Raw genomic sequence first — 26,817 nt, forward strand, 5'->3', positions numbered from 1 at the left:
GATGGCAACTGGAAAGATTGTCCAGATTATCGGCGCGGTCGTTGACGTCGAATTCCCTCAAGATGCAGTACCACAGGTGTACAATGCTCTTGAGGTTCAAAATGGCGACGCTCGCTTAGTGCTGGAAGTTCAACAGCAATTAGGTGGCGGTGTTGTTCGTACGATTGCTATGGGTACTTCTGATGGCTTGAAGCGTGGTCTTCAAGTGACTGACTTGGCTAAACCTATCCAGGTTCCAGTCGGTAAAGCAACTCTCGGACGTATCATGAACGTACTGGGTGAACCTATCGATATGAAAGGTGACATTCAGAACGAAGACGGTAGTACTGTGGAAGTGAATGCTATCCACCGTGCTGCACCAAGCTACGAAGAGCTAGCGAACTCCACTGAGCTTCTGGAAACAGGTATCAAGGTTATTGACTTGATCTGTCCATTTGCGAAAGGCGGTAAAGTGGGTCTGTTCGGTGGTGCGGGTGTAGGTAAAACCGTAAACATGATGGAACTGATCCGTAACATCGCGATCGAGCACTCAGGTTACTCGGTGTTTGCCGGCGTGGGTGAGCGTACTCGTGAAGGTAACGACTTCTATCACGAAATGACTGACTCTAACGTTATCGATAAAGTCGCGTTAGTATACGGTCAGATGAACGAGCCACCAGGAAACCGTCTGCGCGTTGCGTTGACCGGTCTGACGATGGCGGAGAAATTCCGTGACGAAGGTCGTGACGTACTGTTGTTTGTTGACAACATCTACCGTTACACCCTAGCCGGTACCGAAGTTTCAGCACTGTTAGGTCGTATGCCTTCAGCAGTAGGTTACCAACCAACCTTGGCAGAAGAGATGGGTGTTCTTCAAGAACGTATCACTTCGACTAAAGCGGGTTCAATCACCTCTGTTCAAGCGGTCTACGTTCCTGCGGATGACTTGACTGACCCATCACCCGCGACCACCTTTGCTCACTTAGATTCAACAGTGACACTGAGCCGTCAAATTGCCTCTCTGGGTATCTACCCGGCGGTTGACCCACTGGATTCTACCAGTCGTCAGCTGGATCCATTAATCGTGGGTCAAGATCACTATGACACGGCACGTGGCGTTCAGTCATTACTGCAACGTTACCAAGAATTGAAAGACATCATCGCTATCCTTGGGATGGACGAACTGTCTGAAGACGACAAGCTACTGGTTTCCCGTGCTCGTAAAATTCAGCGCTTCCTGTCTCAGCCGTTCTTCGTTGCAGAAGTCTTTACTGGCGCACCAGGTAAGTATGTTTCTCTGAAAGATACTATCCGTGGCTTTAAAGGCATCATGGAAGGTGAATTCGATCACCTGCCAGAGCAGGCTTTCTACATGGTTGGTGCCATTGAAGAAGCCGTTGAGCGTGCGAAGAAACTGTAATTACAGTTTCCAGGAGAATAATTATGGCTAAAAGTTTTCACCTGACTGTTGTCAGCGCAGAGAAAGAGATGTTCTCTGGTGTTGTTCAACATATCCAGGTGTCAGGTAGCGAAGGTGAGCTAGGAATTTTCCACGGCCACACCCCGTTACTGACCGCCATTAAGCCTGGTTTGGTTCGTATCGTTAAACAGGATAACAGCGAAGAGATCATTTATCTCTCTGGCGGTATCCTGGAAGTTCAGCCTAATGACGTTAACGTGATGGCGGATACTGCCATCCGTGGCGAAGAGTTAGATGAAGCGCAGGCGCTTGAAGCGAAGCGTCAAGCTGAAGAGTCGATGAGCAAAAACAACACTGATGTTGATTATGCTCTGGCTTCTGCGGAACTGGCGAAAGCGATTGCCAAGCTGCGGGTCATTGAACTGACCAAAAAAGCGATGTAATCAGGCCTAGTGCTCTGAATCATGCCAGCCCTTATCGGCTGGCATTTTTTTTAGTTATTTTTCTTAATAATATCTGATTTTGGTAAGAGAAATATGGTGTATCCTGTGTCGTAAAGTGGTTATCTTTTCAAGCGAATCAAACGAATTAGGATCTGTATGTCTAGTAAAGCGATGAGTGTGGTGATCCTTGCAGCAGGCAAGGGTACAAGGATGTATTCAGACCTTCCAAAAGTGTTACACCACTTGGCAGGTAAACCGATGGTGCAGCACGTCATTGATACAGCGAAAGTCCTTGAAGCGCAAAAGATCCATCTTGTTTACGGCCATGGCGGCGAATTATTGAAAAGCCATTTAGCCGATCCCGACCTGCATTGGGTATACCAAGCCGAGCAGCTAGGCACCGGCCATGCCATGCAACAAGCTGCCCCCTCATTCAGTGATGACGAAGATATTTTGATGCTTTACGGCGATGTACCGCTTATCGCGTCTGATACCTTACGCCGTTTACATGCCTCAAAACCTCAAGGCGGCATCGCCTTACTGACGGTGATTACCGACAGTCCAACCGGTTATGGCCGTATTCTTCGTGATCACGATACGATAACCGGTATTGTTGAGCAGAAAGATGCCTCAGCCGAACAGCTCACTATTAATGAAGTCAACACCGGGATTTTATTGGCTAACGGTGGAGACCTAAAACGTTGGTTGAGTCAGCTGACGAACAATAATGCTCAAGGTGAATATTACATTACCGATATTATTGAGCTTGCTCACCGTGAAGGACGAGAAATCTGTGCGGTTCACCCGACGAAGCAGAGTGAAACAGAAGGGGTGAATAACCGCTTACAGCTCTCACAATTAGAACGTATCTATCAACATGATCGTGCAGAACAGTTATTATTGGCGGGCGTTATGCTCCGTGACGCTTCTCGGTTCGATCTCCGCGGTAACTTAACCCACGGCCGTGATGTCGAGATTGACTGTAATGTCATCATCGAAGGCGACGTGGTGCTGGGAAATCACGTTAAAATTGGCGTTGGCTGTATCCTGCGCAATAGTGTGATTGGCGATAACACAGAAATAAGCCCTTATAGCGTGATCGATGGCGCTCAGCTCGGAACAGCTTGTACCGTTGGCCCGTTTGCACGGTTACGCCCAGGTGCTGAGCTAGCAGAAGAGGTTCATGTCGGTAACTTTGTCGAAGTTAAAAAATCTCAGTTAGGTAAAGGGACGAAAGCTGGCCATTTAAGCTACCTCGGCGATGCGACCATTGGCAGTGACGTCAATATTGGCGCAGGGACCATTACCTGTAATTACGATGGTAAATATAAGTACCAAACGGTGATTGGTGATCATGTCTTTGTGGGATCCGATACTCAGCTGATTGCACCGGTGACGGTCGGTGACGGCGTGACGATCGCTGCAGGGACCACGGTAATGCGTGATATTGTCTCAGCATCGTTGGCTTACAACCCCAAACAGCAGTTAAGTAAAGCCGATTGGCAGCCCTCAAGAAAGAAAAGTAATTCGTGAAAACGGCTTACATTCAACCAGTTTAGGATAATGTTATGTGTGGAATAGTGGGTGCGGTAGCACAACGTGATATTGCTGAAATTTTAGTAGAAGGACTACGCCGTTTAGAGTATCGCGGTTATGACTCTTCTGGCTTGGCAGTGGCTGATCAACAGGGTCATCTAACGCGCGTTCGTCGTTTAGGTAAGGTGCAGGCGCTGGTGGATGCCGTTGAGCAGCAACCGGTCACCGGAGGCACAGGCATTGCCCATACACGTTGGGCCACACACGGTGTTCCTTCCGAAGTGAACGCTCACCCACATGTATCTCACAATATTGTATTGGTGCATAACGGTATCATCGAGAACCACGATGAGTTACGCCCAGCACTGTTGGCCGATGGCTACGTTTTTACCTCACAAACTGATACCGAAGTGGTTGCTCACTTAATCCACCAGCAGCAGAAAATGCACGGTGGTAGCTTACGTGAAGTAGTACAACGCGTGATCAAATTATTGCGTGGTGCCTACGGCATGGTCATTATGGACAGCAACGATCCCTCAGTGCTGGTAGCCGCACGTTCAGGCAGCCCACTGGTGATTGGTTTAGGCGTGGGTGAGAATTTTGTGGCGTCTGACCAATTGGCGTTATTACCGGTCACCCGTCGTTTTATCTTTTTAGAAGAAGGTGATGTGGCTGAAGTGACTCGCCGCACCGTGACCCTATTCCAACGTGATGAAACGCCTGTGACCCGCGCAGTGATTGAGTCCTCTGCTCAATATGATGCTGGCGATAAAGGTCTTTACCGTCACTATATGCAAAAAGAGATCTATGAGCAGCCGATCGCGATTAAAAACACCCTTCAGGGGCGTTTTCATGACGGGCAAATCGACCTCAGCGAATTAGGGGAATCCGGTCTTGCGCTACTCTCCCGGGCAAAACATATTCAAATTGTCGCCTGTGGAACTTCTTACAACTCCGGTTTAGTCTCCCGTTACTGGTTTGAGGCGATTGCTGGCGTTCCTTGCGATGTCGAGATCGCCTCAGAATTCCGTTACCGTAAATCGGTGGTCCGTCCCGACAGTTTACTGATCACCCTATCGCAGTCTGGCGAAACGGCGGACACCCTTGCAGCACTTCGCTTATCCAAAGAGATTGGCTATTTAGGCGCGCTGACGATTTGTAACGTTAATGGCTCCTCTCTGGTACGCGAATCGGATATGGCCTTAATGACCAAGGCGGGTACTGAGATCGGCGTGGCCTCGACCAAAGCTTTCACCACCCAATTAACCGTGTTATTGATGCTGGTGGCACAGATGGCTCGCCTAAACGGTAAGCCTGAAACGGTGGAACATGAGATTATCCATGCGCTGCAAGCCTTACCCGGACGTATTGAGCAAATTTTATCGCAAGATAAAAACATCGAGAGCCTGGCAGAAGATTTTTCTGATAAGCATCACGCATTGTTCTTAGGTCGCGGCGATCAGTACCCTATCGCGATGGAAGGGGCGTTAAAGCTTAAAGAGATCTCCTATATTCATGCCGAAGCTTATGCGGCGGGCGAGCTAAAACATGGGCCGTTGGCGCTGGTGGATGCCGATATGCCGGTAATTATTGTTGCGCCGAATAACGAACTACTGGAAAAGCTAAAGTCCAATATTGAAGAAGTCCGCGCGCGCGGTGGCTTGCTCTATGTTTTCGCCGATCAAGATGCCGGCTTTAGCGATAGCCCGAATATGAAAATTATTCCTCTGCCACATGTTGAAGAGGTACTCGCTCCGATTATCTATACCATCCCACTGCAGTTACTTTCTTACTACATTGCGCTGATTAAAGGCACTGATGTCGATCAACCTCGTAACTTAGCGAAGTCGGTGACGGTGGAGTGATGGTAAGGACGAATGAAACCCTAATTGAGGGATGATAAAATAGTTGTAAAATGGACAAAATAGATCTAAAGCGTGACAAAATAGATCTAAAATGAACAAAATATTTGTAAATTGAAAAAACTCAGTTTTGTTGCTTGAAAGCATACTGAGCTTTTTTTATGAGTAGAAACCAGACGTTACTCAGTTGGGTGGGTATTTACATTTACTTGATCACCCTTTCGCATTTTACTTGATAAGCCATTGGCAGATTACTTGGATACCTCCAAAAAAAACCGAGTAAATCATCCATCAGTCACTTGGACGCATAACGATTCATGGTGTCAGAATTCATCTAAGCCATTTTGAGTCGTTTTGAGGGGGTAAGTCGTAGGATTTTATGGATTACGCCCCAGAATTGCTCTGAGGGCGTTTGAGCGGTGCGCGTAAGACTGCCTTATGTTAAATCATTAGTTATAACGGAGATCTCTTTTCCAGTGGATGTGCTTTTATCCTGCCGGAGTCTGGGGTGTAGACCTGAGCCTCAAAGGTTCATGTTTAGAGTTAACTTCTTATTTTTTTGAAAAAGAATTGTATTAGGTTATAAAAAATTATTGCGTAGATACTAATAACAGTTAGTAAAGATGTGAATGTTATAGGATCTGAGCCTTCTTCATAAGTGTTGCTCTGGTAGTTACTTAATAACTGGTAAGAATGATCTACAAGCCAACTCGTTATCGAATAAAGTGGCATTCCATAACTGGAAATAGTAAATGCTAAGATAAAACAGAGTACGAAACCTGTTGTTTTTTTAACTAATTTTGCATTTATCAAAATCACTTTTCCCTTGAACGTCAACGTATCCGTATGCCATGAGACCCGAATTAGAGTTTGGAACTCGAACTTTTTTACGATGGATGAGGTTCTTCCTAACTTTATAAAAATCGTTTCTTTTTAAGAATGTAATGCACCCTTCACTTAGTCCAGAACCATCAGGCCGTAGTGGATGAAGACGAAATCCACCACGTGAAACACCGTTGATAAACACGTTATCACTCATGGTGCTTGAATTGAAAAGAGCAAACCACTCTGAATGATTAGAACCATTCCATAGGTCGATAGCCCAACCTCTAATTTTGTTTGCCAGACTACCTTCTGGACGATCAATAATCCAATATCTTCCTACTGGAATGGCGCTGTTTGGAAGATATGTACAGTTCGGATTATTTGTGTAGGGTTTCTGTCCAGAAAAAACGGGGAAAGTTCCAACTCCATAAACGTGCAATTTAGCTTCACCACCGCCTTTCGTCAGATCGTCATAGCTCATTCTCATAATTTGCATCTGTTATATCCTTTTGAATATGAAATTTTAATGATGATATCAGGCGAAGGTTAGATATTTTTTGATCTGGATTTATACATAGGTGATACAAAAAAATTACATCTAAATACTTTACGTTTTGGAAAAAGAGATGAGTTTGCTATACAGCCAACTAGATCTATTGGTCAGAATTCATCTAAGCCATTCTGAGACGTTTTAAGGGGGTAAGACGGTGCAGTTTTACCCGTTACGCCTCAGAATCGCTCTGAGGGCGTTTGAGCGGTGCGCGTAAAACCGCCTTATGTTAAATACCAGTGTTTAACGGTGAATTGTTAGTAACAAAAAGAACGAAAAGAGCAGTCCTACTATCGCGCATAGAGTTATGTATTTATTTAGCGAAATACGTAACGGTAATCGACCAGTCCTGATCATAGTGGCATAAAAAAGGCTTCCCCACAGAATGCTGAAAACACCCGCACAAACCAAAAATTCCAAAAGATATTTTTCCATAATAACCCTCTGTAAAATATAAAAAATATTTAATTTATTAGTATTATGGCCTTTCGAAGATGACAATCAAAAGAGTCGTGTTAGAGGGGATTATGTTAAGCAATAAGCCTCTTAATATTTAAAAATAATGTCACTGTACCTAAAAGTATTGAATCCATTTTAGATCTAATTTGTCATTTTTCAGAAAGTGATTCCTGAAGGTGAGTAGACTCACTTTATATCTATTTTGTTACTTTCTGAGAAATTGATACCACGGAACAAGCTTAGGAGAGTGATTCATTTTAGATCTATTTTGTCATCCCACCCTAACGTGCGGTGATATTAACGTTTGATATTTTTTAGCCTCCTTCTATGCTGAAAAGTAAGTAGGAGGCTAGATAGGTCAGATACAACTAAACCGCGAGCCTCTAAAGATAAAAATCTTGAAAAGAGGCGTTGGCTAGGCACACAAGAGAGGTTACGTCTCACTGCCGTCCCCCTGCAACGAAACCTTTTGTCCGAGGGACGCGCTAAGATTTAGTCGTCAAAAAGCCATTCCATCGGATGCATGGGGATATGCTTGAAGTGGAATACTTTTACTTATTTGAATCACCCTATTATATTCATGAGACACCCTTTTATTTCCGTATTAATCTTAGTCCGTTTGCAACAACTAGAAGGCTGGCACCAACATCAGCAAATACAGCCATCCACATAGTTCCCATCCCCATAAACGTGAGCACCAGGAATACGACTTTAATACCTAGTGAAAGGCTAATATTTTGCACAAGTAAGCGATAGGTTTGTTGGGATAATTTTACAAAGGTGGGGATTTTACGTAGGTCATCATCCATTAGGGCTACATCTGCCGTTTCAATCGCTGTATCAGTACCCATGGCTCCCATAGCAAAACCGATATCCGCTGCAGCGAGCGCCGGAGCATCATTGATGCCATCACCCACCATTCCGGTAATACCGGTCCGTGAGTACTCTTCAATTGCACGATGCTTATCTTCTGGCAATTGATTCCCTCTAGCCTCATCGATACCAACCTGCGAGGCGATTGCTTGGGCCGTATACGGGTTATCACCCGTTAGCATAATTGTTGTCACGCCAAGTTTGTGAAGCTGTTCAATAGCGTCACGGCTAGAATCTTTAACAGTGTCTGCAACAGCGAACAATCCTAGCACTTGCTTACCATCATTGAGCAGAATGACGGTTTTACCCTGTCCCTCTAATTTTTTTACCGTTGATTTAATCTCGGATGGACAAGTGAAGCGCTCTTCTATCAAACGTAGATTACCCAGGTAAAAATTCTTACCTGAAATAACGCCATGAATACCTCGTCCAACGATCGCTTCAAAGTGTTCAACATCGTGCTTTTTCAAATCAGTAGTGGCATTCACGATTGCCTGAGAAACAGGATGGTCTGAGTAACTCGCGAGGCTGGCAGCAGTGGTGCGTACTTCAAGCTCTCTCCACCCATTGAAAACCATCATCTCGGTTTGTATTGGTTTCCCATGAGTAATATTCCCTGTTTTATCCAGCGCCAGTGTTTTTAGCTTACGTCCCTGCTCAAGGTAAGCACCACCTTTGATGAGTATTCCTCTACGAGCCGCTGCAGTAAGTCCACTAACAATCGTTACTGGCGTAGAAATAACTAGCGCGCATGGACACGCAATAACAAGCATAACCAAAGCTTTATAAATCCACTCCTGCCATGTACCTGCCCCAACCAATGGTGGTAATACCGCAACAGTAACAGCGATACCTATGACGACCGGGGTATAAATCTGGGAGAAACGGTCAACGAAACGTTGTGTGGCCGCTTTGGCGCCTTGTGCCTGCTCAACAGCACGGATAATACGTGCAAGGGTCGTGTTATTCGCAGCGGCTGTGACTTTATATTCAAAAGAGCCTGACTGGTTTATTGTTCCAGCAAATACTGCATCACCCGCGCTTTTATCAATAGGCATACTTTCACCTGTAATTGGCGCTTGATTAATAGTGGATTGGCCTTTAACGATTTCTCCGTCTAACCCGATTCGTTCGCCTGGTTTTATTCTGACAATGCTATGTAGTTGTACGCTACTGGCATCGACTTCCTGCCATGTTCCATCAGTTTGTTGGACTACTGCAGTTTCAGGAGCCAGGGTCATCAAGGAACTTATTGCATTTCTAGCTCTGTCGAGTGATTTTGCTTCGATCAACTCAGCGATAGTGAATAACACCATAACCATTGCCGCTTCTGGCCACTGACCGAGGAGCATAGCGCCAGTCACCGCAATGCTCATTAATGCATTAATATTCAAGTTACCATTTCGAATCGAAATCCACCCTTTTTTGTAGGTTGTCAGACCACAAGAAAACACAGCTATCAGAGCCAACCCAGCTTCGAGCCAACTAGGCAAAGCCGTCCATTGTATGACTTCGGCGGCGAGAGCCGCCACGCCAGCGATAGCTAATGGCCACCAATGATTTTTTTTCACTTGAGTGTTTTTCTTTTTACTCACATTACCTGAAACTTCTGGCTCAAACCCCAACGAGCGAATTGCGCCCATGATCGACTGAAGTGAATTCGGTGTGTGTGTGACAGTCAAGACACGCTGCATCAAATTGAAATCAAGGTCTTTGACAGTGCTCATACTCCCCAATTTCTTTTTGATAAGATTTTCCTCAACAGGACAATCCATCTGCATGATACGAATTTCTGTTCGTATCCCATTAGCGACGCTCTTCGGGCTTACTAAGCTATCCAAGTGCTCAGGGACAGCTGAACAACAATCCTCTGCATGACCCTGTTTTCCGTTAATAGGTTCTTGCTCGGCATCAATATCGCTACCTCTTTTGTGTGTATGTACTGTCTGGGAGTGCTCCTCACTCAATATTTCCGAATGATCACCCAGAAGATCTTTTGCCGAATGAAGCTTCTCATTGCAATGGTCTGTATCACATTCTATGGACTTTGTATTATCTTTCGAGCGACCACACATATTCATCTCCTCGTCTGTTAGCTATACTCGATATTGGAAACCCTGAACTTGCTACAGGGTCAAGTACATAAGCGCGAGATATGAAAATTGGTGAACTAGCACGTAAGACGGGTTATTCAGTGGAAACTATTCGTTATTATGAAAAAAAGGGTTTACTCCCGGCACCGCTACGTAATTTTGAAAATAATTACCGTCAGTACAGTAGCGCTCATCTAGAAAAGTTACTCTTCATTCGACGGTGTCGGTCTCTCGATATGACTCACGAAGAGATTCTGTCGTTACAACGTAGCATCGACATCCCAAATAGCCAATGTGGGCCTATTGATGAAGTCATTCGTACCCACCTTTTACATGTTCAGCAGCGTATTCAGGAATTGCTTACTCTTGAAACTCAGCTCAAAGAGCTTAGGGATTATTGTAACTCAGACCGAAAAGTTAACGAATGTGGGATAGTGAAGAAGTTAACGCTTAGTGAAAAAAACAGCGCTACTCTTTATTCACTTGAGAAAGGACACTTGAAAGGATCTCATTAACACTGAACGCTAATATAATAAAGAGACCCCATTCACGAAAAAAGTAAAAACCCACTATCTTTTTACATATGTTATCTACAAGGGATAGAGTATTTTAACTTTCTTTATCAAATATAGGGTTAATGGTGATACTATATTACCCTTGTTTTTTCTCTTAATAGTTAATTTTTTGTCGTGGAAAAATATTCTTTTTATATATTTTAATAGCGAGATAATAGGTAACTTATCTTTGGTTTTTTGTTGAGTTTATTAATGTTGAATATTATTAATCCCCACTTTTATTAATAGTAGATGTTTGTCAATTAATGGCAGAGGGTTCTATTAAAACAAAGATTAGAGTTAGGTAAAAGGAAAGGTGATAATTAAATCTTTGAACGATGAATCATATCCCGTTCATCGAGTTAGCATTGAGGGCTACTATGATGATCGGCCAATCAGCTTCTGGGCGAAGTTCAGCTACCCGGTATTGGCATTATTTTTCCTCATTTTGTTATGTTCAAGAAATGGCGAAGCCTAACCGATCTCGATAATCAATCCAACTCGAAACATATTAAAGAGTTAATAAGTGTTTTGGATGATTATTTTAGGGAATTCGGTTTAGTTAAACAGACTACTTTGCCTTAGCCCGAAAACGCAATACGGTTTGTAATGGCTGTAGAAAAGCTTACCGAAAGAAACGTTAATAAGGGGCAATATGACCTACCGCTTATTGCCACGCTATTCAGAGCTGCCTCTCGACGCTACAACAGGAACCTTAATAAAGCTGTACTGACTACGCTAATGACCACCACGGGTAACAGCCCCCAGCGTGATGCTGCAAATAATGAGATAGCTAACGCCAGTAAATCGGCAGGCCTATCGGTGACAAAATAGGGGGAAATAATGGTAATTAATACACAGCCAGGAGCAGCATCCATTATGGCTTGCATGCGTGGGCTGAGCTGACGATTACGTAACAATAAATAGCCAATAATTCGAGTAAAATAGGTACTGAGTGCCATCAGTAGAATAGTCGCGACGGGTAAAATATTCACGCTTTAGCTCCCATTAACACAATGGCAATGATCCCGGTGATAGCCCCAATCGGGACATACGCTGCACCCGGTAAATAGTGATAGGCCAAGCTTGCGCAGAGTAAACTGACCAGCCAAGGGATTGCACAGCGCATGCCTTTCCACATTCCCTTTAGTAAAACAAAGAATACCGCAGGAAAAGCCATATCAAAGCCCCATCGGCTAATGTCCCCTAACGCAGGGCCGATTAAGGCACCCACGGTGGTAGAGGCCAACCATACAGTCCAGAGCATTACCGCCAAACCGCAGTAGAAGCTCAGACTAAAAGCAGGATCCTGTCCGGCGGCACGACGGCGGGTGGCATCCGCCATGGCCAGCGCCCAACTTTCGTCACACATAAAAAATAGGGCAGGTAGCGCTTTACGGCGAGGAAGGTGATTAAGATAGGGGGCAAGCGAGGCTCCCATCACTCAGTGGCGGCTGTTAACCAGCATACTGACTAAGACGATAGTGATGAGATGAGGGGGGGAACTCCAGAGTGCAACAGCGGCAAATTCTGATCCGCCCGCAAAATTCAGCCCGGTCATCAAACTTAATAGGCCGACAGATAATCCTTTCTGGGCAGCTTGGGCACCTAATAATAAACCAAAGGGCAGCACGCCTATCATAACGGGGATTACCGTTGTCGCACCGCGTAAAAATTCATGGTAATACTGAGACTGGGAGGGAGACGGGTACGAAGGCTGCGCCATGGATTCCTCTCTTAACTGGCTGTGATAGGAAATTCTTATGACCTCTATACTAAGCGGCTGTCCTAGAAAATACGAGATAGAATCGAGTCGATATCGGGAGATTTTAGTGAATTTATATATGTTTTATCTCGGCGGAAATGCCGGGAAGTCGAATATTGAAGTCCATGATATCCAATTTGTGGCAGCGAATACGCCGGAAGAGGCATGGCCGACGCTTAAAAAGGCGTGGTTTGGGGATAAAAATAAAGTTCATCTCGATGGCTATACACATATAACCTGGGTCGATGGTTATAGTGTCAGTCTCGAGGACACTCCTGCTAGCGACCCTCAGAAACTCTTTTTCGTCAACGTCGGGGCTTATCGGCCTGATACGCTGGCTGAACTCCACGAATTCGGGCTATTTGTCGCTGAAGACGCAAAGCAGGCCAGAAAACAGGCGTTAAGCCGTTTATTATCAGGAGCAGCGCAGCAGCATAAAGATAATCTTAAAGACGTTGATAATTGCTTATTACTCGACAAAGTCGGGGACAGCTATCTTCATTTAACCCCAATGACAGAAGGTCAGCTTGACCGCCCAGCCTGGCAGGGCTACCAACCGATATAATCATATTTTTGTATTACGAGTAAATCGATTCACCGGGAGGAAAAGTGGGCGGCGAATTCCTTCCGCTTTGTGCCATCGGTCTGGCGATATTGGTTGGGGCAATGAGCCCCGGCGCCAGTTTTTTGCTCGCTACCCGCGTCGCGCTTTCCTCACCGCTTTCCGCCTCGCTCGGGGTGGCGATCGGCTTAGGAGGGGGGGCGATGATCTTTGCGCTTATCGCCCTGTCAGGGTTACAGGCGTTACTGAGCGTTGTCCCTGCACTGCATACTGTTTTGAACGTACTGGGTGGCGGTTACTTACTCTGGAGTGCGGTCAAAATTCTATTACAAAAACCCCGGGCGCAGGGAAAGGATTCAGGCGTTTCTACGCTGAACTTTACTCAAGCGTTATTCAGTGGGCTAGTTACTCAACTGAGTAACCCCAATACGGCTATCGTTTTTGCGAGTCTCTTTACCTCGCTACTCGATCATCATTTATCGACGACGCTCTACGTTACGGTGCCCGGAATGACGTTTTTAGTCGACTTTTTATGGTTTATTTTTGTTGCGGTGATCCTGAGTCAATCTTTGCCACGACGTGTTTATCTTCGCAGTAAAGTCACGATAGATCGTCTCTCTGCGGGAATATTAGGCTTGCTTGGGCTAAAGCTACTTTTAAAATAATGTTAGACAACTTCCACCAATTCGAACTCCTCCGCGACAAGTTCCATGGTCTCGCTGAAGCTTCCTTCTCGGGTGAAGAAGGCTTGGTGCTCCCGTCGCCAATAATTCAGGCTGCGATCACCCTCGCCCTCTTTATAGGCGAATTCAGCCTCGACCTTATCGAACGTCACAATCCGCATGGCAATGATACGAATTACGCAGACCGCCTCTTCACGACCATTGAGGATGATGTGGTAGCTCCCCACAATGGGAGGCGATGCCTCATTGAGGTAGGCAGCAAGTGAACCGCAGGAAGCGGTTTTACGTCCTGCGATGATATGATGGGAAAGTTCATCTGCCATCGCAGCACTATCGCCAAATCCCCAGGCTAGCGCTCCGGGATATTTTGTCTTCAGTTTTTTCATTACTGTCATGACAGCTCCTCGCTTTGACGTAAATACTCACTGACTGTTTTCACCGCTAAAGCCGCCATTGAATCAATAAAAGTGATGGAATATCCATAGGTTGTCGTGGTCAAGGGACTCAAGTCAGTGCAGGCGATAATAACTTCATTAATCCCCAATTTTGCTATCTCGGCGATGATCTCCTGCCACAAAACGTGAACGCGGTCACTTTGGTACCCCTCAGCTTTAATCACTGGAAGTAGAGCGGTTGTTTTTTCTCTTAGCACATCGGAATCGACAAGAGTGATCCCCTTGGTGTTAAGTCTCTGTTGATAAAAGCCGGATTCGAGGGTGGGGACTGTTGCGAGTAAACAGACGGTTGACGGCGGTGGTGGTAGCAAAGGCAATAGCGAGTCAGCGATATGCAGCAAAGGGGTTCCCTGTGAAACCTCGCTTATTTCGTCAAAATAACAATGTGCAAGATTACACGGGATTGAGATTAAGCTGACGTTACTCTTAACTAAGTCGGTAATCCCCCTTTGCAGAGCGTCAATCATCTTAGTGGAATCAATCGCCCTACCGGGATAAAAAGGCGTCGGTAAGGAGATGATATGAATTTCAGGGAAATCCATATCATAGGTTGCACCATATTGGCGTTGACATTCATCGATAACTTTTTCAAGGAAAGGGGCGGTAGATCGTGGACCCATACCCGCTAAAATACCTATTTTACGTTTTTTCATTACCTGAGCTCTTAAAGTCGTTTCGTTCTTGCCGATACTGACAAGGGGATTAACATCTAAGCATCAAAAGCCAGTCTCTTCTTTCAGTAATCCAAAGAGCCAGTCATCTTGCCTGCGCCCATTCAAATAATAACTTTTTCTCAAGGTACCTTCTTGTTGGAATCCGGCCCTCTTTAGCGTTCTACGTGAGGCTTCATTTCCTGATGTCACCGTGGCGACGACTTTATGGTAGTGATATTGGGTGAATGCTAGCTTAATAATCTCTTTTAAAGACTCGCCCCCATAACCTCTCCCCTGATATTCAGGCTTGAGAATAAATCCCACCTCAGCGATACCTTCACTACGTTCAATAAAACCCGTTATACCCATAGGTTTCCTTGTGTCTTTCTCGCTGATCACAAGGCAAAGCCAGTGTTTACAGCCTTTATACCAAGTCTGTAAACGTGGTTCAAAGTAGTGAAGGCGGATCGTTTCTTCATTAAGCGGATCACTGATAAAAGACATGACTCGACGATCAGAATTTAAATCCAAGAAAAATGGCCAATCCGTGTGGCATAAGCTGCGATGTTCCAATCGTGAAGCGTTAATCTCGTTCATCGGTCATTCCCTTAGGCCAATTATAATAGGGCTGATGCACCGTTATAACATAAATAAATTTAATCAGCTTATTATGGATATGGAAGAACTATTATTGACCAAATGTTTACAGAGGATTAATCAACCTGATAATCATCGGAAATAAAATATAGCGAAGTCTATGACAAAGTAAGTTAAAGCGACTGAGTCGTTATCATTAACGACCAATGAATACTGTTATTTTGAGAAGCTGTTCAAATTCAGCCGTTACCCTCTCGGTCCTATAACTCTCACCTATACTTAATAACGAGTAAATATGGAGTGGTGATTTATGAAAAAATTCGACTACCAACAAGATTTTTCAACTATTGATTTTCGCAAGCAGCCAGAGCGCTACCAAGTAGGGCGTGGGGAACAGGGGGTCTTGATGGTTGAACCCTATAAAAGTGAGATTCTTCCTTATTGGCGGTTTAAAGACGTCGCCAGTGCAACCGCCTCCGCCAAAAAAATTATGGAACTGTTCGAGGATTATCGGAAACAAGACGATTTTGTCGGAATGGATATGGCGCGTAAATTTATTCAGATGGGATATACCCGTGCCAGGCGCTATGCCAATCACCCCGGCGGTAAAAAGTACGATAAGAATCGCGAAATACTGCCCTATCAACTCGATGAAGAGAAAGCGGCGGCGGCAAAGATTTTCAAACATTCCTGGGATAAGCTTAGAGAGGATGATGACTATCTGCAGCGTAAAAAGCGTCACCAGCAGCAGTTTGGATGAATCAATTTCGCCTGATCGATCCATTAGGGTCTCACTTTACACGTCATTAAGAACAATAATCGTAAAAAAAGAGAGTAATAAAGAAATGTAAATGCTAAAAAACTAACTATTACAGATTATCGAGGGTCTTATATTGGGCTACTTTAAAAAATCGATCGTTCTAGTCTTTTTTATCTTGGTACATTTACCGGGTAGCTTCGCAAGGCCGAACATGGCTCCTCTAGGCCCATCAATTGCCGATACGGGATCGCAGTATTACACCTTTAGAGTCATTAAGTTAGCGTCGATTGACGCACAGCGGCACTATAAAGTTTGGGTCGCGGTACCGAAGAAAAAGGCCCCTGCACAAGGTTACCCTATTTTATATCTGTTGGACGGCAATTCGAGCCTCAGTCGGCTATCTGAAACTCTCTTAAAGGAGATATCCGATAAACGCCCACCGGTATTAGTTTTTATCGGTTATAACACCCCTCTACCCTTTGATCTTAAAGCAAGAACTTACGATTATACGCCACTTGCTACAGAGGGATCAGCGAATGGCTCCCCTATGGGGCGAGGAAGAGTTGGCGGAGGAAGTACCGTATTTAGGTCGTTACTTGAGCAAAAAATTATTCCGTTAAGTGAAGGTTCATTGCCTATTAACTCAGCGCAGCGTGCTTTGTGGGGCCACTCCTACGGTGGACTGTTTGTTATTGATAGCTATTTGCATGCTTCCCGCTTTACCCATTTTTTCTCCGCAAGCCCTTCGTTAAGTCAAGGCTATCGATCCATGCTGGCTGAAATGGCTAGAAATACCGTGAACAGTAAATCAATGCTTTTTATGGAGGGTGAGGATAAGGTTGAGAATATTCCTCATCCTCACATCGTATCGTTAAGCGAATCGGTAAAGCAACTTGCTCAACGTGGGTTGAATATATCCATTAAGACCTATCCAGGGTTGAGTCATGGCGAGATGTTTGGGACGTCACTTGTCGAGACTATTCGTTTGAATAGCGAATAATGATGACTGTTTGGCTTGAGGTAATCACTGCCTTCACTTCGAGCCAAGGAGGAGTTTCTCCTTCTTATTTAACGGTTGTAAAGCATCATCGTCTTTCTTGATTCCGCGCATTGGTGATCAATGTTATGGCATGCTCATTACCCCAACGTTCAAGTTGATCAATCAATGGTTTTAGGGAGCGACCTGCCATCGTCAAGCTGTATTCAACTTTTGGGGGAGTTTCTGCCGACACTTCACGAAGTATGAGTCCAAAATATTCTAATTCACGTAATTGTTTCGTGAGGGTACGGGCTGATATGGGGTAAAACCTCTTCTCCAATTCATTAAAACGAAGCGGTTCATTAGCGAGATAAAACAGAATAAGCCCTTTCCCCTTTCCACTGATTAATTCTAACGTCGCTTCTACAGCACAGGCAGCGCGATCATAAGTATGGTAACGAGATGATTTAATAATATCCATGATTCCCCTCACTAACAAAATTGTTCGTACGTCTTAATGATGATTGTGATGTATACCTTATATCTATATTTTCGATATCTCTATTACTATCATCAGCGAGGTGAACTAAGATGAAAACCATTACGATAAACAATCCATTTGGCGTAGAGAATATTCAAACCCTCCCGAGTAATGACCCAGGAAAACCATTAAAAGGGCAAATTCGTGTTGCTATTAAAGCTAACTCTCTAAATTTCCATGATTTAATGGTTGTAAAGGGACTCATACCCACGCAGGAAGGACGGATTTTACTTTCCGACGGCGTAGGAGTGGTGGAGGCGGTTGGCGAAGGTGTCAGCGAATTTGTTAAGGGCGATACCGTAGTGTCGACGTTTTTTCCTAACTGGTTGAATGGAGCGCCGACCTCCGCAGTCAGTGATTTTTCTCATACCCCAGGGGATGGAATTGATGGTATGGCGAGCGAATATGTCGTGCGCGATACCTCAGCTTTTACTCACGCTCCCGTGGGGTGGTCGTATGTTGAAGCATCGACGATTACTACGTCAGGATTAACTGCTTGGCGTGCGTTGATTAAAAATGGCCGCTTAAAAGCAGGTAGTACGGTGCTCGTACAAGGTACGGGGGGAGTCTCTATCGCCGCGTTACAACTGGCGAAAGGTGCAGGGGCGAAAGTGATTGTCACCTCTTCTTCTGACGCTAAACTAGCGCAGGTGAAAAAATTAGGTGCCGATGGCACAATTAACTATAAAACTCACCCTCAGTGGGGAGAGCAGGTCTTAGCCATGACAGGGGGCTGCGGAGTCGACTATATTGTTGAAGTAGGGGGACCTGCGACGATGGCGGAGTCACTGAAAGCCATTAAAGTCGGCGGCCACATCTCTCTTATTGGCGTTCTTTCCGGTAATGAGGTTGTGCTGCCAATGATGGAGATTCTCTCAAAGCAAGTACGCTTAGAATCATTAATTGTGGGCAGTCGCCAAGATCAGATCGATTATGTCAAAGCGTTAGAAGCGATCAATCAAAAACCGATTATCGATAAAGTTTTTGAGCATACTGACGTGACGAAAGCATTCGAGCATTTAGAAGGCGGAGCTCACTTTGGTAAGGTTTGTCTCTCTTGGTGAGCTAACGCCAGGCGTGTCGCACCATAAAAAAGTCTGACTGAGGCATTGAGGCGGAACGGTTGAAAAACATTTCGCCCCGATAAGCTTATCCCACTATATTTCTCCATAGTGTTACCCCGCTTTGCCTAATTTAGGTTTCTTTTCCTCCGTAACACTGATGAACGTGCTGTACTGTCCTATACTAGATTCAGTCATTTTATAAAATACGTATCGTCGAGGAGTAAAGATGCAAATATCGTTAGCTAAGCAAGTCGCCCTCGTCACCGGTGCGAGTTCCGGTCTAGGCTATGCCTGTGCAAAAGGACTGGCTGCCGCCGGAGCCAGTGTCGTGATTAATTACAATAGCCAAGCCGAGCCTGCCGAAAAGCTGGCTGAGGAAATTCGTCAACAGGGCGGTCAAGCCATTGCGGTGCAGGGTGATGTCTCCTCTCAAGACGATGTGAACAATTTGATTACTCAAGCCGTTGAACACTTTGGTGGGCTAGATATCCTAGTGGCAAACTCCGGGCTGCAAAAAGATGCGGCGATTGGTGATATGACACTGCAAGATTGGCAAAAAGTGATTGATGTAAACCTGACGGGTCAATTTCTGACGGCACAAGCGGCGCTGCTGCAGTTTCGTAAACAGAAGGGGCAGCGTCAGGTTAGTCGTGCCAATGGAAAAATTATTCATGTCAGCTCTGTCCACCAACTTATCCCGTGGGCGGGTCATGTGAACTATGCTGCATCAAAAGGCGGGGTGGATCTGTTGATGCGCAGTATCGCGCAAGAGGTCGGCGAAGAGCAAATCCGGGTGAACTCGATTGCTCCCGGAGCGATTGCGACCGCAATTAATGCCGACAACACCGAAGGGGACGCGGCGAAAAAGCTATTGGAGTTAATTCCTTACGGGCGTATCGGCGCATCAGAGGATGTGGCGAATGCAGTGGTTTGGCTGGCCAGCGACCTGTCTGACTACGTTCACGGATCGACACTCTTTATCGATGGCGGCATGAGCTTATACCCTGAATTTAGAGGTAACGGCTAACGCCATCAGTCTGAAAGGGGGGCATTCACGCCATCCCCCCCTTAACTTGCCTCTCTATTTCGTAATCTGATCAAAATAGAGCATGCTGACGCCCAAACTCTGCTGTGCTCCCTCAATATTACTGCGTAACCCCACTTGCTGTGCGCCCTGTAACGCGACAACAAACGGAGAGTCTTGCATGACGCTAGTTTGAATCTGCTGATAGAGCGTTCGACGTTTTGCCGCATCGCTGGTTGCCGCGGCCTGCTGTGTCAGTTCACTGAGTTGCGGAATTGACCAACCCACTCGCCACGCCAAGGTCTTGGGGCCATTCGGTACGTTATAGGCAAAGGTACTGGCATTGGTATTGGGGTCGATATAATCCGCCCCCCAATAAGCGAAAATAGATTGGAACTGGCGACTGCGCATTTTGCCCCAAAGTTCGGCTTCAGGCACTGGCTGGAGCTTAATCTGAATATCGGCTTGGGCGAAGCTGGCCTGTAGTGCTTGAGCGATATCGCTATAGGGGGGTTGATTGGTAAAGGAGAGCGTGAAGGTGGTCCCGGGTTTTATCCCGGCCTTGGTCAGGATCTGCTTCGCTTTCGCAACATCTAAGGTGAAAGGTGTTTTCTCTAACGCCCCATCAAATCCTACCGGTAAGAAGGATTGATGGACCTGATACTGTCCTTTCAGTAATTGTTGTGACAGAGAGGCGTAATCCACTAACCAGCGCGCCGCTTGCCATAAAGCCGGGTTCCCTAAAGCAGGTTGCTGACTATCTTGCGCATTGAAGGCGAGATAATAAATTAGGCTAGAGGGGAAACTGGCCACCTTAACCCCCGCGGTATGGCGTAGCGCCGCAAACTGATCGGCACCTAATCCATAGGCGATATCGGCATCGCCTTGCGTGAGTAATAACCGGCGAGCACTGGCGTCAGGTACACCTTTTAATAACACTTGCGCTATCTTTGGCTGAATAGCGCTGTGCGGATTTTTTTCTAATAATAAGGCTTGTTGCGGAACATAACGTTGGATGCTGTAGGCAGCGCTACCTGCGGAATGATTTTTAAGCCAGTTATTCCCGTAATCCCCAGCTTGTTGGTGCTCACTTACTAACTTATGGTCAACGATCGAGGCGACGGGAGCGGACAGCAAACGTAGGGCAAGATCTTGACCAATATCGCTCTGCCAGCGAATCTCGACTTCAGTGTTACTGATCTTTTGTAATGAGGCATCGATATTTTCTGGGCTCCATCCAAACTCCCCCAAAATAAAGACGGGCGCTTTATTCAATTTTACAGCTCGGCTTAACGAGTAGATAACATCATCGGCAGTCAGTGGATTACCGCTGGCAAAGGCTTGATTCGGTTTTAAGGTAAAGCGCAGACTATGCGGCTGACTTCCGGCCGTCCAACTCGCAGCCGCTGCTGGGACAATCTGCTGGGGATGATTACGATCGGCACTGACTAAACCTTGATACAGATTGACCAAACTACTGGTACTCACCGTTTCAAAACTCTCCGCAGGATCGAAACTGATAATCCCATCAAGCGGAATCGCGATCACTAAGCTATTTGACGGGGTTGCCGCGTAACTGGCGGAGGAAAAAAGGGTAGCAAGGAATAACGTAAGATAAGGTTTCACTCGTAAAGCCTCCTAATAACGATGCGTTATTAGGAGTATAGGGACGGACTATCGTGGTGAACATTCGTTTTAAGTGATATCTAAAGCTAATTTTTAACTAAGGTGAGCAATCCGGCCTGCCTGCATAGTGACCGACCTATCACACATATGGTCGATTACATCTGGATCGTGACTCACTAGCACCATCGTCAACTGCTGCTGGGCTTTTAATTGATTGAGTAAATTCAATATTTCCGCCTGTACCGACATATCCAGCGCAGAGGTTGGCTCGTCGAGTAACACTATTTTCGGCTCGAGGAGGAGCGCCCGCACGATGGCGACCCGTTGCCGTTGGCCCCCTGACAGCTGGTGAGGATAGCGGTCAATCAGCGCGCTGGCTAAGCCGACTTGCTGGAAGCCTTGGGCTATCCGGTCATCAATATTATCGAAACCCGGTCGCTTTAACGGTTCTGCGAGGGTGCGGCGTAAACGGTGACGAGGGTGTAAGGAGGCATAGGGATCTTGGAACACCATCTGGACGTCGCGACGTAGTTGCCCGGTAAAAGGCGAACCGGGTTGTACGTGAGTACCCGCTAACACCATATCCCCACTCCAGTGAGGATTAAGACCTGCCATTACCCAAAGTAGCGACGATTTTCCACAGCCGGAAGGCCCGACCAGCCCGAAACATTCACCCGGTTCCACCGTTAGGCTGACATCTTGAACCACTTGCCGTAACTGATATCCCTGAGGGTGAGAAACATTGAGGTGGTCTAAGGTGATCGTACTCATGAATATCCCTCCAATGCTGCTCTATCGAGTGTGGGTAAGCGCTTACCTTTAGTTGCTAGGCTCGGTCGACAGGCCCAGAGCGTTTGGGTATAAGGATGGGTCGCCTGTGCAAGATCCTTTGCCGCCAAGCGGTCGAGAATTTGCCCTTGATACATCACCATGACCCGTTGGCAGTGGTCTGCGACCTGCTGTAAGTCATGGCTAATCAGTAACAATCCCATATCGCGCTGCGCCACCAGGTCTTGTATCAACGACAGTACTTGATCACGCATCGCATGGTCTAAGGCCGACGTTGGCTCATCGGCAATTAGGAACTCGGGATCGGTTATCAAGGCGATGGCCAGCATAATACGCTGTCCCATTCCCCCGGAGAGTTGATTAGGGTAGCGCTTAATAAGTTGTTGCGGGTTCGTTAAGCCGACCGCTTCGAGCATCGCTAATACTTTCTCTTGGCGCTGACGGCGGGAGAGTTTGCGGTGCAAGATTAAGGGCTCTTCCACCTGCCAACCGATAGTTTTAGAGGGATTCAGGGCATATTTCGGGTCTTGCATCACCATCGCCACTTTTCCGCCGCGTAGCGACTGCCATTGTGACGGTTTAAGATGGCGTATATCGTTACCCGCGAGGGAGAGCTGCGACGCATTGAGGCTCAGTGATGGGGCAAGCAGTCCCATCAAACTGCGGGCAGTCAGCGATTTGCCAGAGCCGGACTCTCCCACCAACGCTACCCGCTCTTTTCCGATCTCAAAAGAGATACCGTCGACTAAGGGACGGCCTTCAGGTAGGCCGATGGTGAGCCTATCAGCAATAATAAAAGGGGAAGCGTTAGCTGTCATTGCGACTGTCCAAGCGGTCTCGTAGACCGTCACCGATGAAATTAAAGGTTAAGCTCGCCAGAAGAATCGCTCCGCCGGGTGCCGCTGCGACCCACCATTGGTCAAAAATCACTTTACCGCCTTCTGCCACCATCGACCCCCACTCAGCGGTGGGGGGTTGGACTCCCATTCCCAGAAAGCCTAAGCCGGCGGCGGATAAAATAATTCCCCCAAGACTCAAGGCTGCTCGGACCACCGCACTGGGTAAGCAAAGCGGTAGCAGATGGCCAAACATCAAGGGTAATCCCTGAATTCCTTGCATTTTAGCGGCCGCTAAGTAATCGCTACGTCTTAATTGCTGCGTCTCCGCACGGGCTTGTCGAGCAAACGGCGGCCAGCTGGTCAGCGCTAAAGCCAGCGCGCCGTTTAAAATACTGGGTCCCAGTACAGCGACCATGGCCAGGGCGATCACTAAGCTCGGTAGAGCGAGAAAGATATCGGTGATGCGCATTAAGATACGTTCGACCCAACCGCCTAAATAGCCGGCAGCAATGCCCACCGTCATACCGACTGGCACGGTCAGGAGCAGAATAAATACCACTAACAGGAGAGTGGGTCGTGTACCATAAATAACGCGCGACAGTAAGTCACGGCCAAAGCCATCCGTTCCAAACCAGTGGTGGCTATCTGGCGGCAGTAACCGGTCGGCCATGACCTGTGCATTGGGGTCGTAAGGCGACACCCAAGGGGCAAACAGCGCCATGGCGATAAGTATCCCCAACAGGCTATAGCCGATGATCAGTAACCATCGGCGCTTATCACGTCGGACCGCGCGAAGCGGTAAGGAAGTTTCAGTCATCGTGTTCTCGGATCGGTAAGCCAAACTAACGCATCGGTTAGGGCATTGATGATAATAAAGCAACTTCCTATGACTAGGGTTGCTCCCAAGATGGCAGGAATATCTGACGCAAATAACGCATTGGTTAGATAACGGCCCAATCCGGGCCAAGCGAACACGCTCTCGGTTAATACTGCGCCTTCCAGTAAGGATACGTAGGAGAGCATGACGACGGTAATCAGGGTTCCGCGTGTATTAGGCAGTAAATGATGCCAGGCAATTCTCCAGCGGCTGGCACCTTTGGCCCGTGCGAGCGTCACGTACTCTTTACTGTTCTCTTCTAATAACGCCGCGCGAAGCAGCCGTGTGATCGAGGCCATCGAGAGTAAGCCGAGGATCACCACCGGTAACCATAGGTGCTGCAACGCATTGATAAACATCCCGCGATCACCGGATAACCAACTGTCGATGATGACCAGACCGGTTTTCGGTTCTAAGGTATAAACATAGAGATCGTCGAGCTGTCCCGGCCCCGCCGACCAATGGAGTCCGGCATAGAACACTAATAATCCAAGTAAACCGATCCAAAATACGGGAACAGAATAGCCCAATAAAGAAATGACCCGGGCAATATGGTCAATCCAACTTTTAGGGTGCCACACCGATACCAGCGCCAGACCGATGCCACAGCTGGCCCCGAGGATGAGGGCGCAGGTCGCCAGTTCAAAGGTTGCCGGGAAGGTGCGTAACAGATCATCGACGACCGGTTGGCCTGTACTCTGCGAAACGCCAAGGTGACCCTGGGCGAGCTGCTGTAGGTAATGCCAGAACTGGACAGGGAGCGAGTGATCTAACCCTAATTGATGGCGGACCTGAGCATAAGTGGATGCCGTTGCGTGATCCCCCACCAGCTGTAAAACCGGATCGACCGGCGAAAGGTGGGATAAGGTAAAGGTAAACGCCAACAAGCCGAGCAGGGTAATCATCAGTGAAAAAAGATTACCCGTCAGGCGCTGTATAAGCCGCCTGACCGGCATGCTGCGACCAGAGGTGGACGCAGACCCTGCCATTACTTCGTGACCTGACTGTAATAAACCATGTCAGGGTTCATCCCTTGCTGATACCCTTTAATGTTGCTGCGTAGCGCGATCAGCTGGTGGGCTTGTAGGCCAATAACATAAGGCGAGCTTTTCTGTACTTGACGCTGTAATTTCTCATACAGTGCCGCGCGTTGGGCGTTATCCGTTAAGGCCACCGCCTTTTGCGTTTCAGCGGTTAACTCAGGGATATGCCAGCCAGCGCGGTAGGCAAGTTTGCTGCTGCCATCTTCTGGGTTGGTGGCAAAGGCAGCGGCATTGGTATTCGGATCGAAATAGTCTGGCCCCCACGAGGTGACGGTAGCATCGAACTGATGGCTCGCCATCTTAGCGGTAACTTCACTACTTAGACTTGGAATTAACTCAATTTTTACTCCACCTTTTGCAAAGCTAGCTTGAAGCGCCTGGGCAATATCCAAATAAGGCGGTTGGTTGTTGACCACGACTTTAAAAGAGACATTGGAGAGGCCCGCTTTGGCTAAGATCGCTTTCGCTTTCTCGGGATTATAGGTGTATGGGGTATCATTGAGGGCGCCTAAATAGCCACTGGGTAGGAACGATTGGTGGATAGAGAATTGCCCTTTCAATAAGCCGTTGGCAATCCCATCGTAATCAAACAGGTAGCGCGAGGCTTCCCAGAAGGCGGGGTTTTTAAGCGTCGCTGAAGATTGCGTGTTAAACAGCAGGTAGTAAAGCGAGGCGATAGGTACGGAGACTGGGGTAACACCTGGCTTATGTTGCAGGGCACTGAACTGATCGCTCCCTAGGTTACGTGCAATATCCGCATCCCCTTGTTCAATTACTAGACGGCGTGTCGCCGCTTCGGGAACATTTTTAATCAGTAGGGTGCTGAGCTTTGGTGCGCCGCCTGGCGAGCGCGGATTAGCCGTCATCAATAGCACTTCATGAGGAACATAGCGGCGAATTTGATAAGGTCCACTGCCCGCGGAATGGCTGGATAACCACTGATGCCCCAGATCATTATTGACTTGGTGACTTAACGCTTCTTTTTCATCGACGATAGAAGCAACCGGTGCAGAGAGTAAGCTAAGCACAAAGGCTGGGCTGACCGCGGCGTCCCAATGTAGTGTTACCTGATTAGCACTGGTTTTGGTCAGCTGGCTATCGATATTTTTTGCATTCCAACCAAGTTGCGTCAGAACGAACGAGGGTTCCAAATTTAACTTAATCACACGGGACAATGAAAAAATAACATCTTCAGGACGGATCGGATTACCGCTGGCGAACGTGGCTCCGTCTTGTAAGGTGAAGGTCAAGCTTCGATTATCGCTGCCAGCTTTCCAGCTACTGGCAAGCGTTGGACGGAGATCGACGGGGTGAGCAGGATCAGATTGCAGTAGACGCTGGTACAAGTTGGTAAAGGCTTGGACGGTGGAAGTTTCAAAGCCCTGGGCGGGGTCAAAGCTGATCGCATCATCCAGCGATTGCACGACCACTAAGGTATTCGGCGGCGTCGCACTGTGTGCCGAGAGCGTGGTCAGCGATGCGGTGAATAAGAGACTTATCAACGTTTTTTTCATTTTTATTCCTTGCTAAACAGGGCGTTTACCGGACTGAGCGAGTCCTGACTCTCTCAGTGGCGCATCTTATTATTCTTTATTGTTATATCTATTCGGTTCTTTATCACTTAAGTAATTTATAAGATTTTTTTACGTTCTGCTAGCCGGTGATACGATTAATTATCGGCGGCTGGCTACCCGCCACGTGGCAGTGATTAATGAATTGAATTGATAACGTCATTCGTTATTCGACCTCTAGTCTGTTTTCACTCTTGTTGCCATCATTGACTCACCACGGTCCGCTACTGCATTGCATACTTTCGAAGCGTGAAGCCAGATTGTCGAGAGGATGACGGTCGGACGGTCGGCGACCACCCTTATCAGCACAAAAACGGGTTAGCCGATCCGTGCGTTGATCATAGACACACTTTAATCGTTCTTTCCCCCGCCAGCGACAACCCCGTGATGACAAA

The 26,817-nt window shown here is 46.9% G+C and carries 24 protein-coding genes and 1 pseudogene; 11 read left to right on the plus strand and 14 right to left on the minus strand.

All coding sequences use genetic code 11. From position 1 onward, the window contains the following. The first annotated feature begins 1 nt into the window (after position 1). The 4 genes from atpD (at position 2) to glmS (ending at position 5,243) form a co-directional block, all read left to right on the plus strand. Complete coding sequence (atpD, locus tag BMX14_RS11325) at positions 2-1,399, plus strand: F0F1 ATP synthase subunit beta (RefSeq protein ID WP_092676894.1); 1,398 nt, start codon at positions 2-4, stop codon at positions 1,397-1,399. Positions 1,400-1,422: 23 nt separating this feature from the next. Then, positions 1,423-1,842 carry a F0F1 ATP synthase subunit epsilon gene (locus tag BMX14_RS11330; protein ID WP_092676896.1) on the plus strand — a complete coding sequence of 140 codons (420 nt, stop codon included), beginning with the start codon at positions 1,423-1,425 and terminating at the stop codon, positions 1,840-1,842. 156 nt (positions 1,843-1,998) lie between these two features. Beyond that, entirely contained in the window at positions 1,999-3,375 is a 1,377-nt protein-coding gene (gene glmU / locus BMX14_RS11335; RefSeq protein WP_092676898.1) for a bifunctional UDP-N-acetylglucosamine diphosphorylase/glucosamine-1-phosphate N-acetyltransferase GlmU, read from the plus strand. A 35-nt stretch (positions 3,376-3,410) separates the two neighbouring features. Further along, positions 3,411-5,243, plus strand: coding sequence for a glutamine--fructose-6-phosphate transaminase (isomerizing) (gene glmS, locus BMX14_RS11340; RefSeq protein ID WP_092676900.1), 1,833 nt, complete (start codon positions 3,411-3,413; stop codon positions 5,241-5,243). A gap of 787 nt (positions 5,244-6,030) precedes the next feature. Here the strand turns inward: glmS and BMX14_RS11350 are convergent. Together BMX14_RS11350 and BMX14_RS11355 are read right to left on the minus strand one after the other, a co-directional pair. After that, positions 6,031-6,561 (minus strand): DUF2778 domain-containing protein, encoded by a 531-nt coding sequence (locus BMX14_RS11350; protein ID WP_092676904.1) that lies wholly within the window; start codon positions 6,559-6,561, stop codon positions 6,031-6,033. Positions 6,562-7,667: 1,106 nt separating this feature from the next. Beyond that, complete coding sequence (locus BMX14_RS11355) at positions 7,668-10,022, minus strand: heavy metal translocating P-type ATPase (RefSeq protein ID WP_408011873.1); 2,355 nt, start codon at positions 10,020-10,022, stop codon at positions 7,668-7,670. 80 nt (positions 10,023-10,102) lie between these two features. Between BMX14_RS11355 and cadR the strand changes: the two genes are divergently transcribed. Then, a complete protein-coding gene (cadR, locus tag BMX14_RS11360) occupies positions 10,103-10,555 on the plus strand; it encodes a Cd(II)/Pb(II)-responsive transcriptional regulator (RefSeq protein ID WP_092676906.1) in 453 nt (150 codons plus the stop codon). A 740-nt stretch (positions 10,556-11,295) separates the two neighbouring features. Here the strand turns inward: cadR and BMX14_RS11365 are convergent. Together BMX14_RS11365 and BMX14_RS11370 are read right to left on the minus strand one after the other, a co-directional pair. Then, entirely contained in the window at positions 11,296-11,589 is a 294-nt protein-coding gene (locus BMX14_RS11365) for an AzlD family protein (RefSeq protein ID WP_230527453.1), read from the minus strand. Then, positions 11,586-12,320, minus strand: a pseudogene (locus BMX14_RS11370) (AzlC family ABC transporter permease). The gene BMX14_RS11365 and the pseudogene BMX14_RS11370 overlap by 4 nt, the downstream one beginning before the upstream one ends. Before the next feature lie 106 nt (positions 12,321-12,426). On the opposite strand from BMX14_RS11370, the gene BMX14_RS11375 reads away from it, so the two are divergent. Both BMX14_RS11375 and BMX14_RS11380 read left to right on the plus strand, forming a co-directional pair. After that, positions 12,427-12,924 (plus strand): DUF1543 domain-containing protein, encoded by a 498-nt coding sequence (locus BMX14_RS11375; RefSeq protein WP_092676908.1) that lies wholly within the window; start codon positions 12,427-12,429, stop codon positions 12,922-12,924. Positions 12,925-12,968: 44 nt separating this feature from the next. Continuing rightward, entirely contained in the window at positions 12,969-13,586 is a 618-nt protein-coding gene (locus BMX14_RS11380) for a LysE family translocator (protein ID WP_230527455.1), read from the plus strand. 2 nt (positions 13,587-13,588) lie between these two features. Here BMX14_RS11380 and BMX14_RS11385 read toward each other — a convergent pair whose 3' ends face one another. From BMX14_RS11385 to BMX14_RS11395, 3 genes are all read right to left on the minus strand, one after another. Next, the gene (locus BMX14_RS11385) at positions 13,589-13,999 is read right to left on the minus strand and encodes an ASCH domain-containing protein (RefSeq protein WP_092676910.1); all 411 of its coding nucleotides are present in this window, start codon (positions 13,997-13,999) and stop codon (positions 13,589-13,591) included. Beyond that, positions 13,996-14,712: an aspartate/glutamate racemase family protein gene (locus BMX14_RS11390; RefSeq protein WP_092676911.1), complete on the minus strand. Its 717-nt coding sequence runs from the start codon at positions 14,710-14,712 to the stop codon at positions 13,996-13,998. The genes BMX14_RS11385 and BMX14_RS11390 overlap by 4 nt, the downstream gene beginning before the upstream one ends. 63 nt (positions 14,713-14,775) lie before the next feature. After that, positions 14,776-15,309, minus strand: a complete 534-nt coding sequence (locus BMX14_RS11395) for a GNAT family N-acetyltransferase (protein ID WP_092676913.1) — start codon at positions 15,307-15,309, stop codon at positions 14,776-14,778. A 310-nt stretch (positions 15,310-15,619) separates the two neighbouring features. Between BMX14_RS11395 and BMX14_RS11400 the strand changes: the two genes are divergently transcribed. Together BMX14_RS11400 and BMX14_RS11405 are read left to right on the plus strand one after the other, a co-directional pair. After that, positions 15,620-16,069: a DUF4385 domain-containing protein gene (locus tag BMX14_RS11400; RefSeq protein ID WP_092676915.1), complete on the plus strand. Its 450-nt coding sequence runs from the start codon at positions 15,620-15,622 to the stop codon at positions 16,067-16,069. A 211-nt stretch (positions 16,070-16,280) separates the two neighbouring features. Further along, complete coding sequence (locus tag BMX14_RS11405; protein ID WP_092676917.1) at positions 16,281-17,069, plus strand: alpha/beta hydrolase; 789 nt, start codon at positions 16,281-16,283, stop codon at positions 17,067-17,069. An 85-nt stretch (positions 17,070-17,154) separates the two neighbouring features. Here BMX14_RS11405 and BMX14_RS11410 read toward each other — a convergent pair whose 3' ends face one another. Beyond that, positions 17,155-17,529 carry a winged helix-turn-helix transcriptional regulator gene (locus BMX14_RS11410; RefSeq protein ID WP_092676919.1) on the minus strand — a complete coding sequence of 125 codons (375 nt, stop codon included), beginning with the start codon at positions 17,527-17,529 and terminating at the stop codon, positions 17,155-17,157. 110 nt (positions 17,530-17,639) lie between these two features. On the opposite strand from BMX14_RS11410, the gene BMX14_RS11415 reads away from it, so the two are divergent. Both BMX14_RS11415 and BMX14_RS11420 read left to right on the plus strand, forming a co-directional pair. Next, positions 17,640-18,653 carry a zinc-dependent alcohol dehydrogenase family protein gene (locus BMX14_RS11415; RefSeq protein ID WP_092676921.1) on the plus strand — a complete coding sequence of 338 codons (1,014 nt, stop codon included), beginning with the start codon at positions 17,640-17,642 and terminating at the stop codon, positions 18,651-18,653. Positions 18,654-18,879: 226 nt separating this feature from the next. Continuing rightward, on the plus strand, positions 18,880-19,680 hold the full coding sequence (locus BMX14_RS11420) for an SDR family oxidoreductase (RefSeq protein WP_092676923.1): 801 nt from the start codon (positions 18,880-18,882) through the stop codon (positions 19,678-19,680). Between the two features lie 54 nt (positions 19,681-19,734). Here the strand turns inward: BMX14_RS11420 and BMX14_RS11425 are convergent, their stop codons facing one another. From BMX14_RS11425 to BMX14_RS11450, 6 genes are all read right to left on the minus strand, one after another. Next, positions 19,735-21,303 carry an ABC transporter substrate-binding protein gene (locus BMX14_RS11425; RefSeq protein WP_092676925.1) on the minus strand — a complete coding sequence of 523 codons (1,569 nt, stop codon included), beginning with the start codon at positions 21,301-21,303 and terminating at the stop codon, positions 19,735-19,737. Positions 21,304-21,396: 93 nt separating this feature from the next. Next, positions 21,397-22,074, minus strand: a complete 678-nt coding sequence (locus BMX14_RS11430; RefSeq protein ID WP_092676927.1) for an ABC transporter ATP-binding protein — start codon at positions 22,072-22,074, stop codon at positions 21,397-21,399. Next, a complete protein-coding gene (locus BMX14_RS11435) occupies positions 22,071-22,910 on the minus strand; it encodes an ABC transporter ATP-binding protein (protein ID WP_092676929.1) in 840 nt (279 codons plus the stop codon). Before BMX14_RS11435 ends, BMX14_RS11430 begins: the two co-directional genes overlap by 4 nt. Continuing rightward, positions 22,900-23,748, minus strand: coding sequence for an ABC transporter permease (locus BMX14_RS11440; protein WP_092676931.1), 849 nt, complete (start codon positions 23,746-23,748; stop codon positions 22,900-22,902). Before BMX14_RS11440 ends, BMX14_RS11435 begins: the two co-directional genes overlap by 11 nt. Beyond that, entirely contained in the window at positions 23,745-24,797 is a 1,053-nt protein-coding gene (locus tag BMX14_RS11445; RefSeq protein ID WP_092676933.1) for an ABC transporter permease, read from the minus strand. Before BMX14_RS11445 ends, BMX14_RS11440 begins: the two co-directional genes overlap by 4 nt. Beyond that, positions 24,797-26,365, minus strand: a complete 1,569-nt coding sequence (locus tag BMX14_RS11450; protein ID WP_092676935.1) for an ABC transporter substrate-binding protein — start codon at positions 26,363-26,365, stop codon at positions 24,797-24,799. The genes BMX14_RS11445 and BMX14_RS11450 overlap by 1 nt, the downstream gene beginning before the upstream one ends. Between the last annotated feature and the right edge of the window lie 452 nt (positions 26,366-26,817).

This window comes from Rosenbergiella nectarea (assembly GCF_900111105.1).
Taxonomy (GTDB): Bacteria; Pseudomonadota; Gammaproteobacteria; order Enterobacterales; family Enterobacteriaceae; genus Rosenbergiella; species Rosenbergiella nectarea.

Excerpts from the sequence above, each read along its gene's own strand:
- atpD (WP_092676894.1), top strand. The coding sequence starts at position 2 with ATGGCAACTGGAAAGATTGTCCAGATTATCGGCGCGGTCGTTGACGTC.
- BMX14_RS11330 (WP_092676896.1), top strand. The coding sequence starts at position 1,423 with ATGGCTAAAAGTTTTCACCTGACTGTTGTCAGCGCAGAGAAAGAGATG.
- glmU (WP_092676898.1), top strand. The coding sequence starts at position 1,999 with ATGTCTAGTAAAGCGATGAGTGTGGTGATCCTTGCAGCAGGCAAGGGT.
- glmS (WP_092676900.1), top strand. The coding sequence starts at position 3,411 with ATGTGTGGAATAGTGGGTGCGGTAGCACAACGTGATATTGCTGAAATT.
- BMX14_RS11350 (WP_092676904.1), bottom strand. The coding sequence starts at position 6,561 with ATGCAAATTATGAGAATGAGCTATGACGATCTGACGAAAGGCGGTGGT.
- BMX14_RS11355 (WP_408011873.1), bottom strand. The coding sequence starts at position 10,022 with ATGTGTGGTCGCTCGAAAGATAATACAAAGTCCATAGAATGTGATACA.
- cadR (WP_092676906.1), top strand. The coding sequence starts at position 10,103 with ATGAAAATTGGTGAACTAGCACGTAAGACGGGTTATTCAGTGGAAACT.
- BMX14_RS11385 (WP_092676910.1), bottom strand. The coding sequence starts at position 13,999 with ATGACAGTAATGAAAAAACTGAAGACAAAATATCCCGGAGCGCTAGCC.
- BMX14_RS11390 (WP_092676911.1), bottom strand. The coding sequence starts at position 14,712 with ATGAAAAAACGTAAAATAGGTATTTTAGCGGGTATGGGTCCACGATCT.
- BMX14_RS11395 (WP_092676913.1), bottom strand. The coding sequence starts at position 15,309 with ATGAACGAGATTAACGCTTCACGATTGGAACATCGCAGCTTATGCCAC.
- BMX14_RS11400 (WP_092676915.1), top strand. The coding sequence starts at position 15,620 with ATGAAAAAATTCGACTACCAACAAGATTTTTCAACTATTGATTTTCGC.
- BMX14_RS11405 (WP_092676917.1), top strand. The coding sequence starts at position 16,281 with ATGGCTCCTCTAGGCCCATCAATTGCCGATACGGGATCGCAGTATTAC.
- BMX14_RS11410 (WP_092676919.1), bottom strand. The coding sequence starts at position 17,529 with ATGGATATTATTAAATCATCTCGTTACCATACTTATGATCGCGCTGCC.
- BMX14_RS11415 (WP_092676921.1), top strand. The coding sequence starts at position 17,640 with ATGAAAACCATTACGATAAACAATCCATTTGGCGTAGAGAATATTCAA.
- BMX14_RS11420 (WP_092676923.1), top strand. The coding sequence starts at position 18,880 with ATGCAAATATCGTTAGCTAAGCAAGTCGCCCTCGTCACCGGTGCGAGT.
- BMX14_RS11430 (WP_092676927.1), bottom strand. The coding sequence starts at position 22,074 with ATGAGTACGATCACCTTAGACCACCTCAATGTTTCTCACCCTCAGGGA.
- BMX14_RS11435 (WP_092676929.1), bottom strand. The coding sequence starts at position 22,910 with ATGACAGCTAACGCTTCCCCTTTTATTATTGCTGATAGGCTCACCATC.
- BMX14_RS11440 (WP_092676931.1), bottom strand. The coding sequence starts at position 23,748 with ATGACTGAAACTTCCTTACCGCTTCGCGCGGTCCGACGTGATAAGCGC.
- BMX14_RS11445 (WP_092676933.1), bottom strand. The coding sequence starts at position 24,797 with ATGGCAGGGTCTGCGTCCACCTCTGGTCGCAGCATGCCGGTCAGGCGG.
- BMX14_RS11450 (WP_092676935.1), bottom strand. The coding sequence starts at position 26,365 with ATGAAAAAAACGTTGATAAGTCTCTTATTCACCGCATCGCTGACCACG.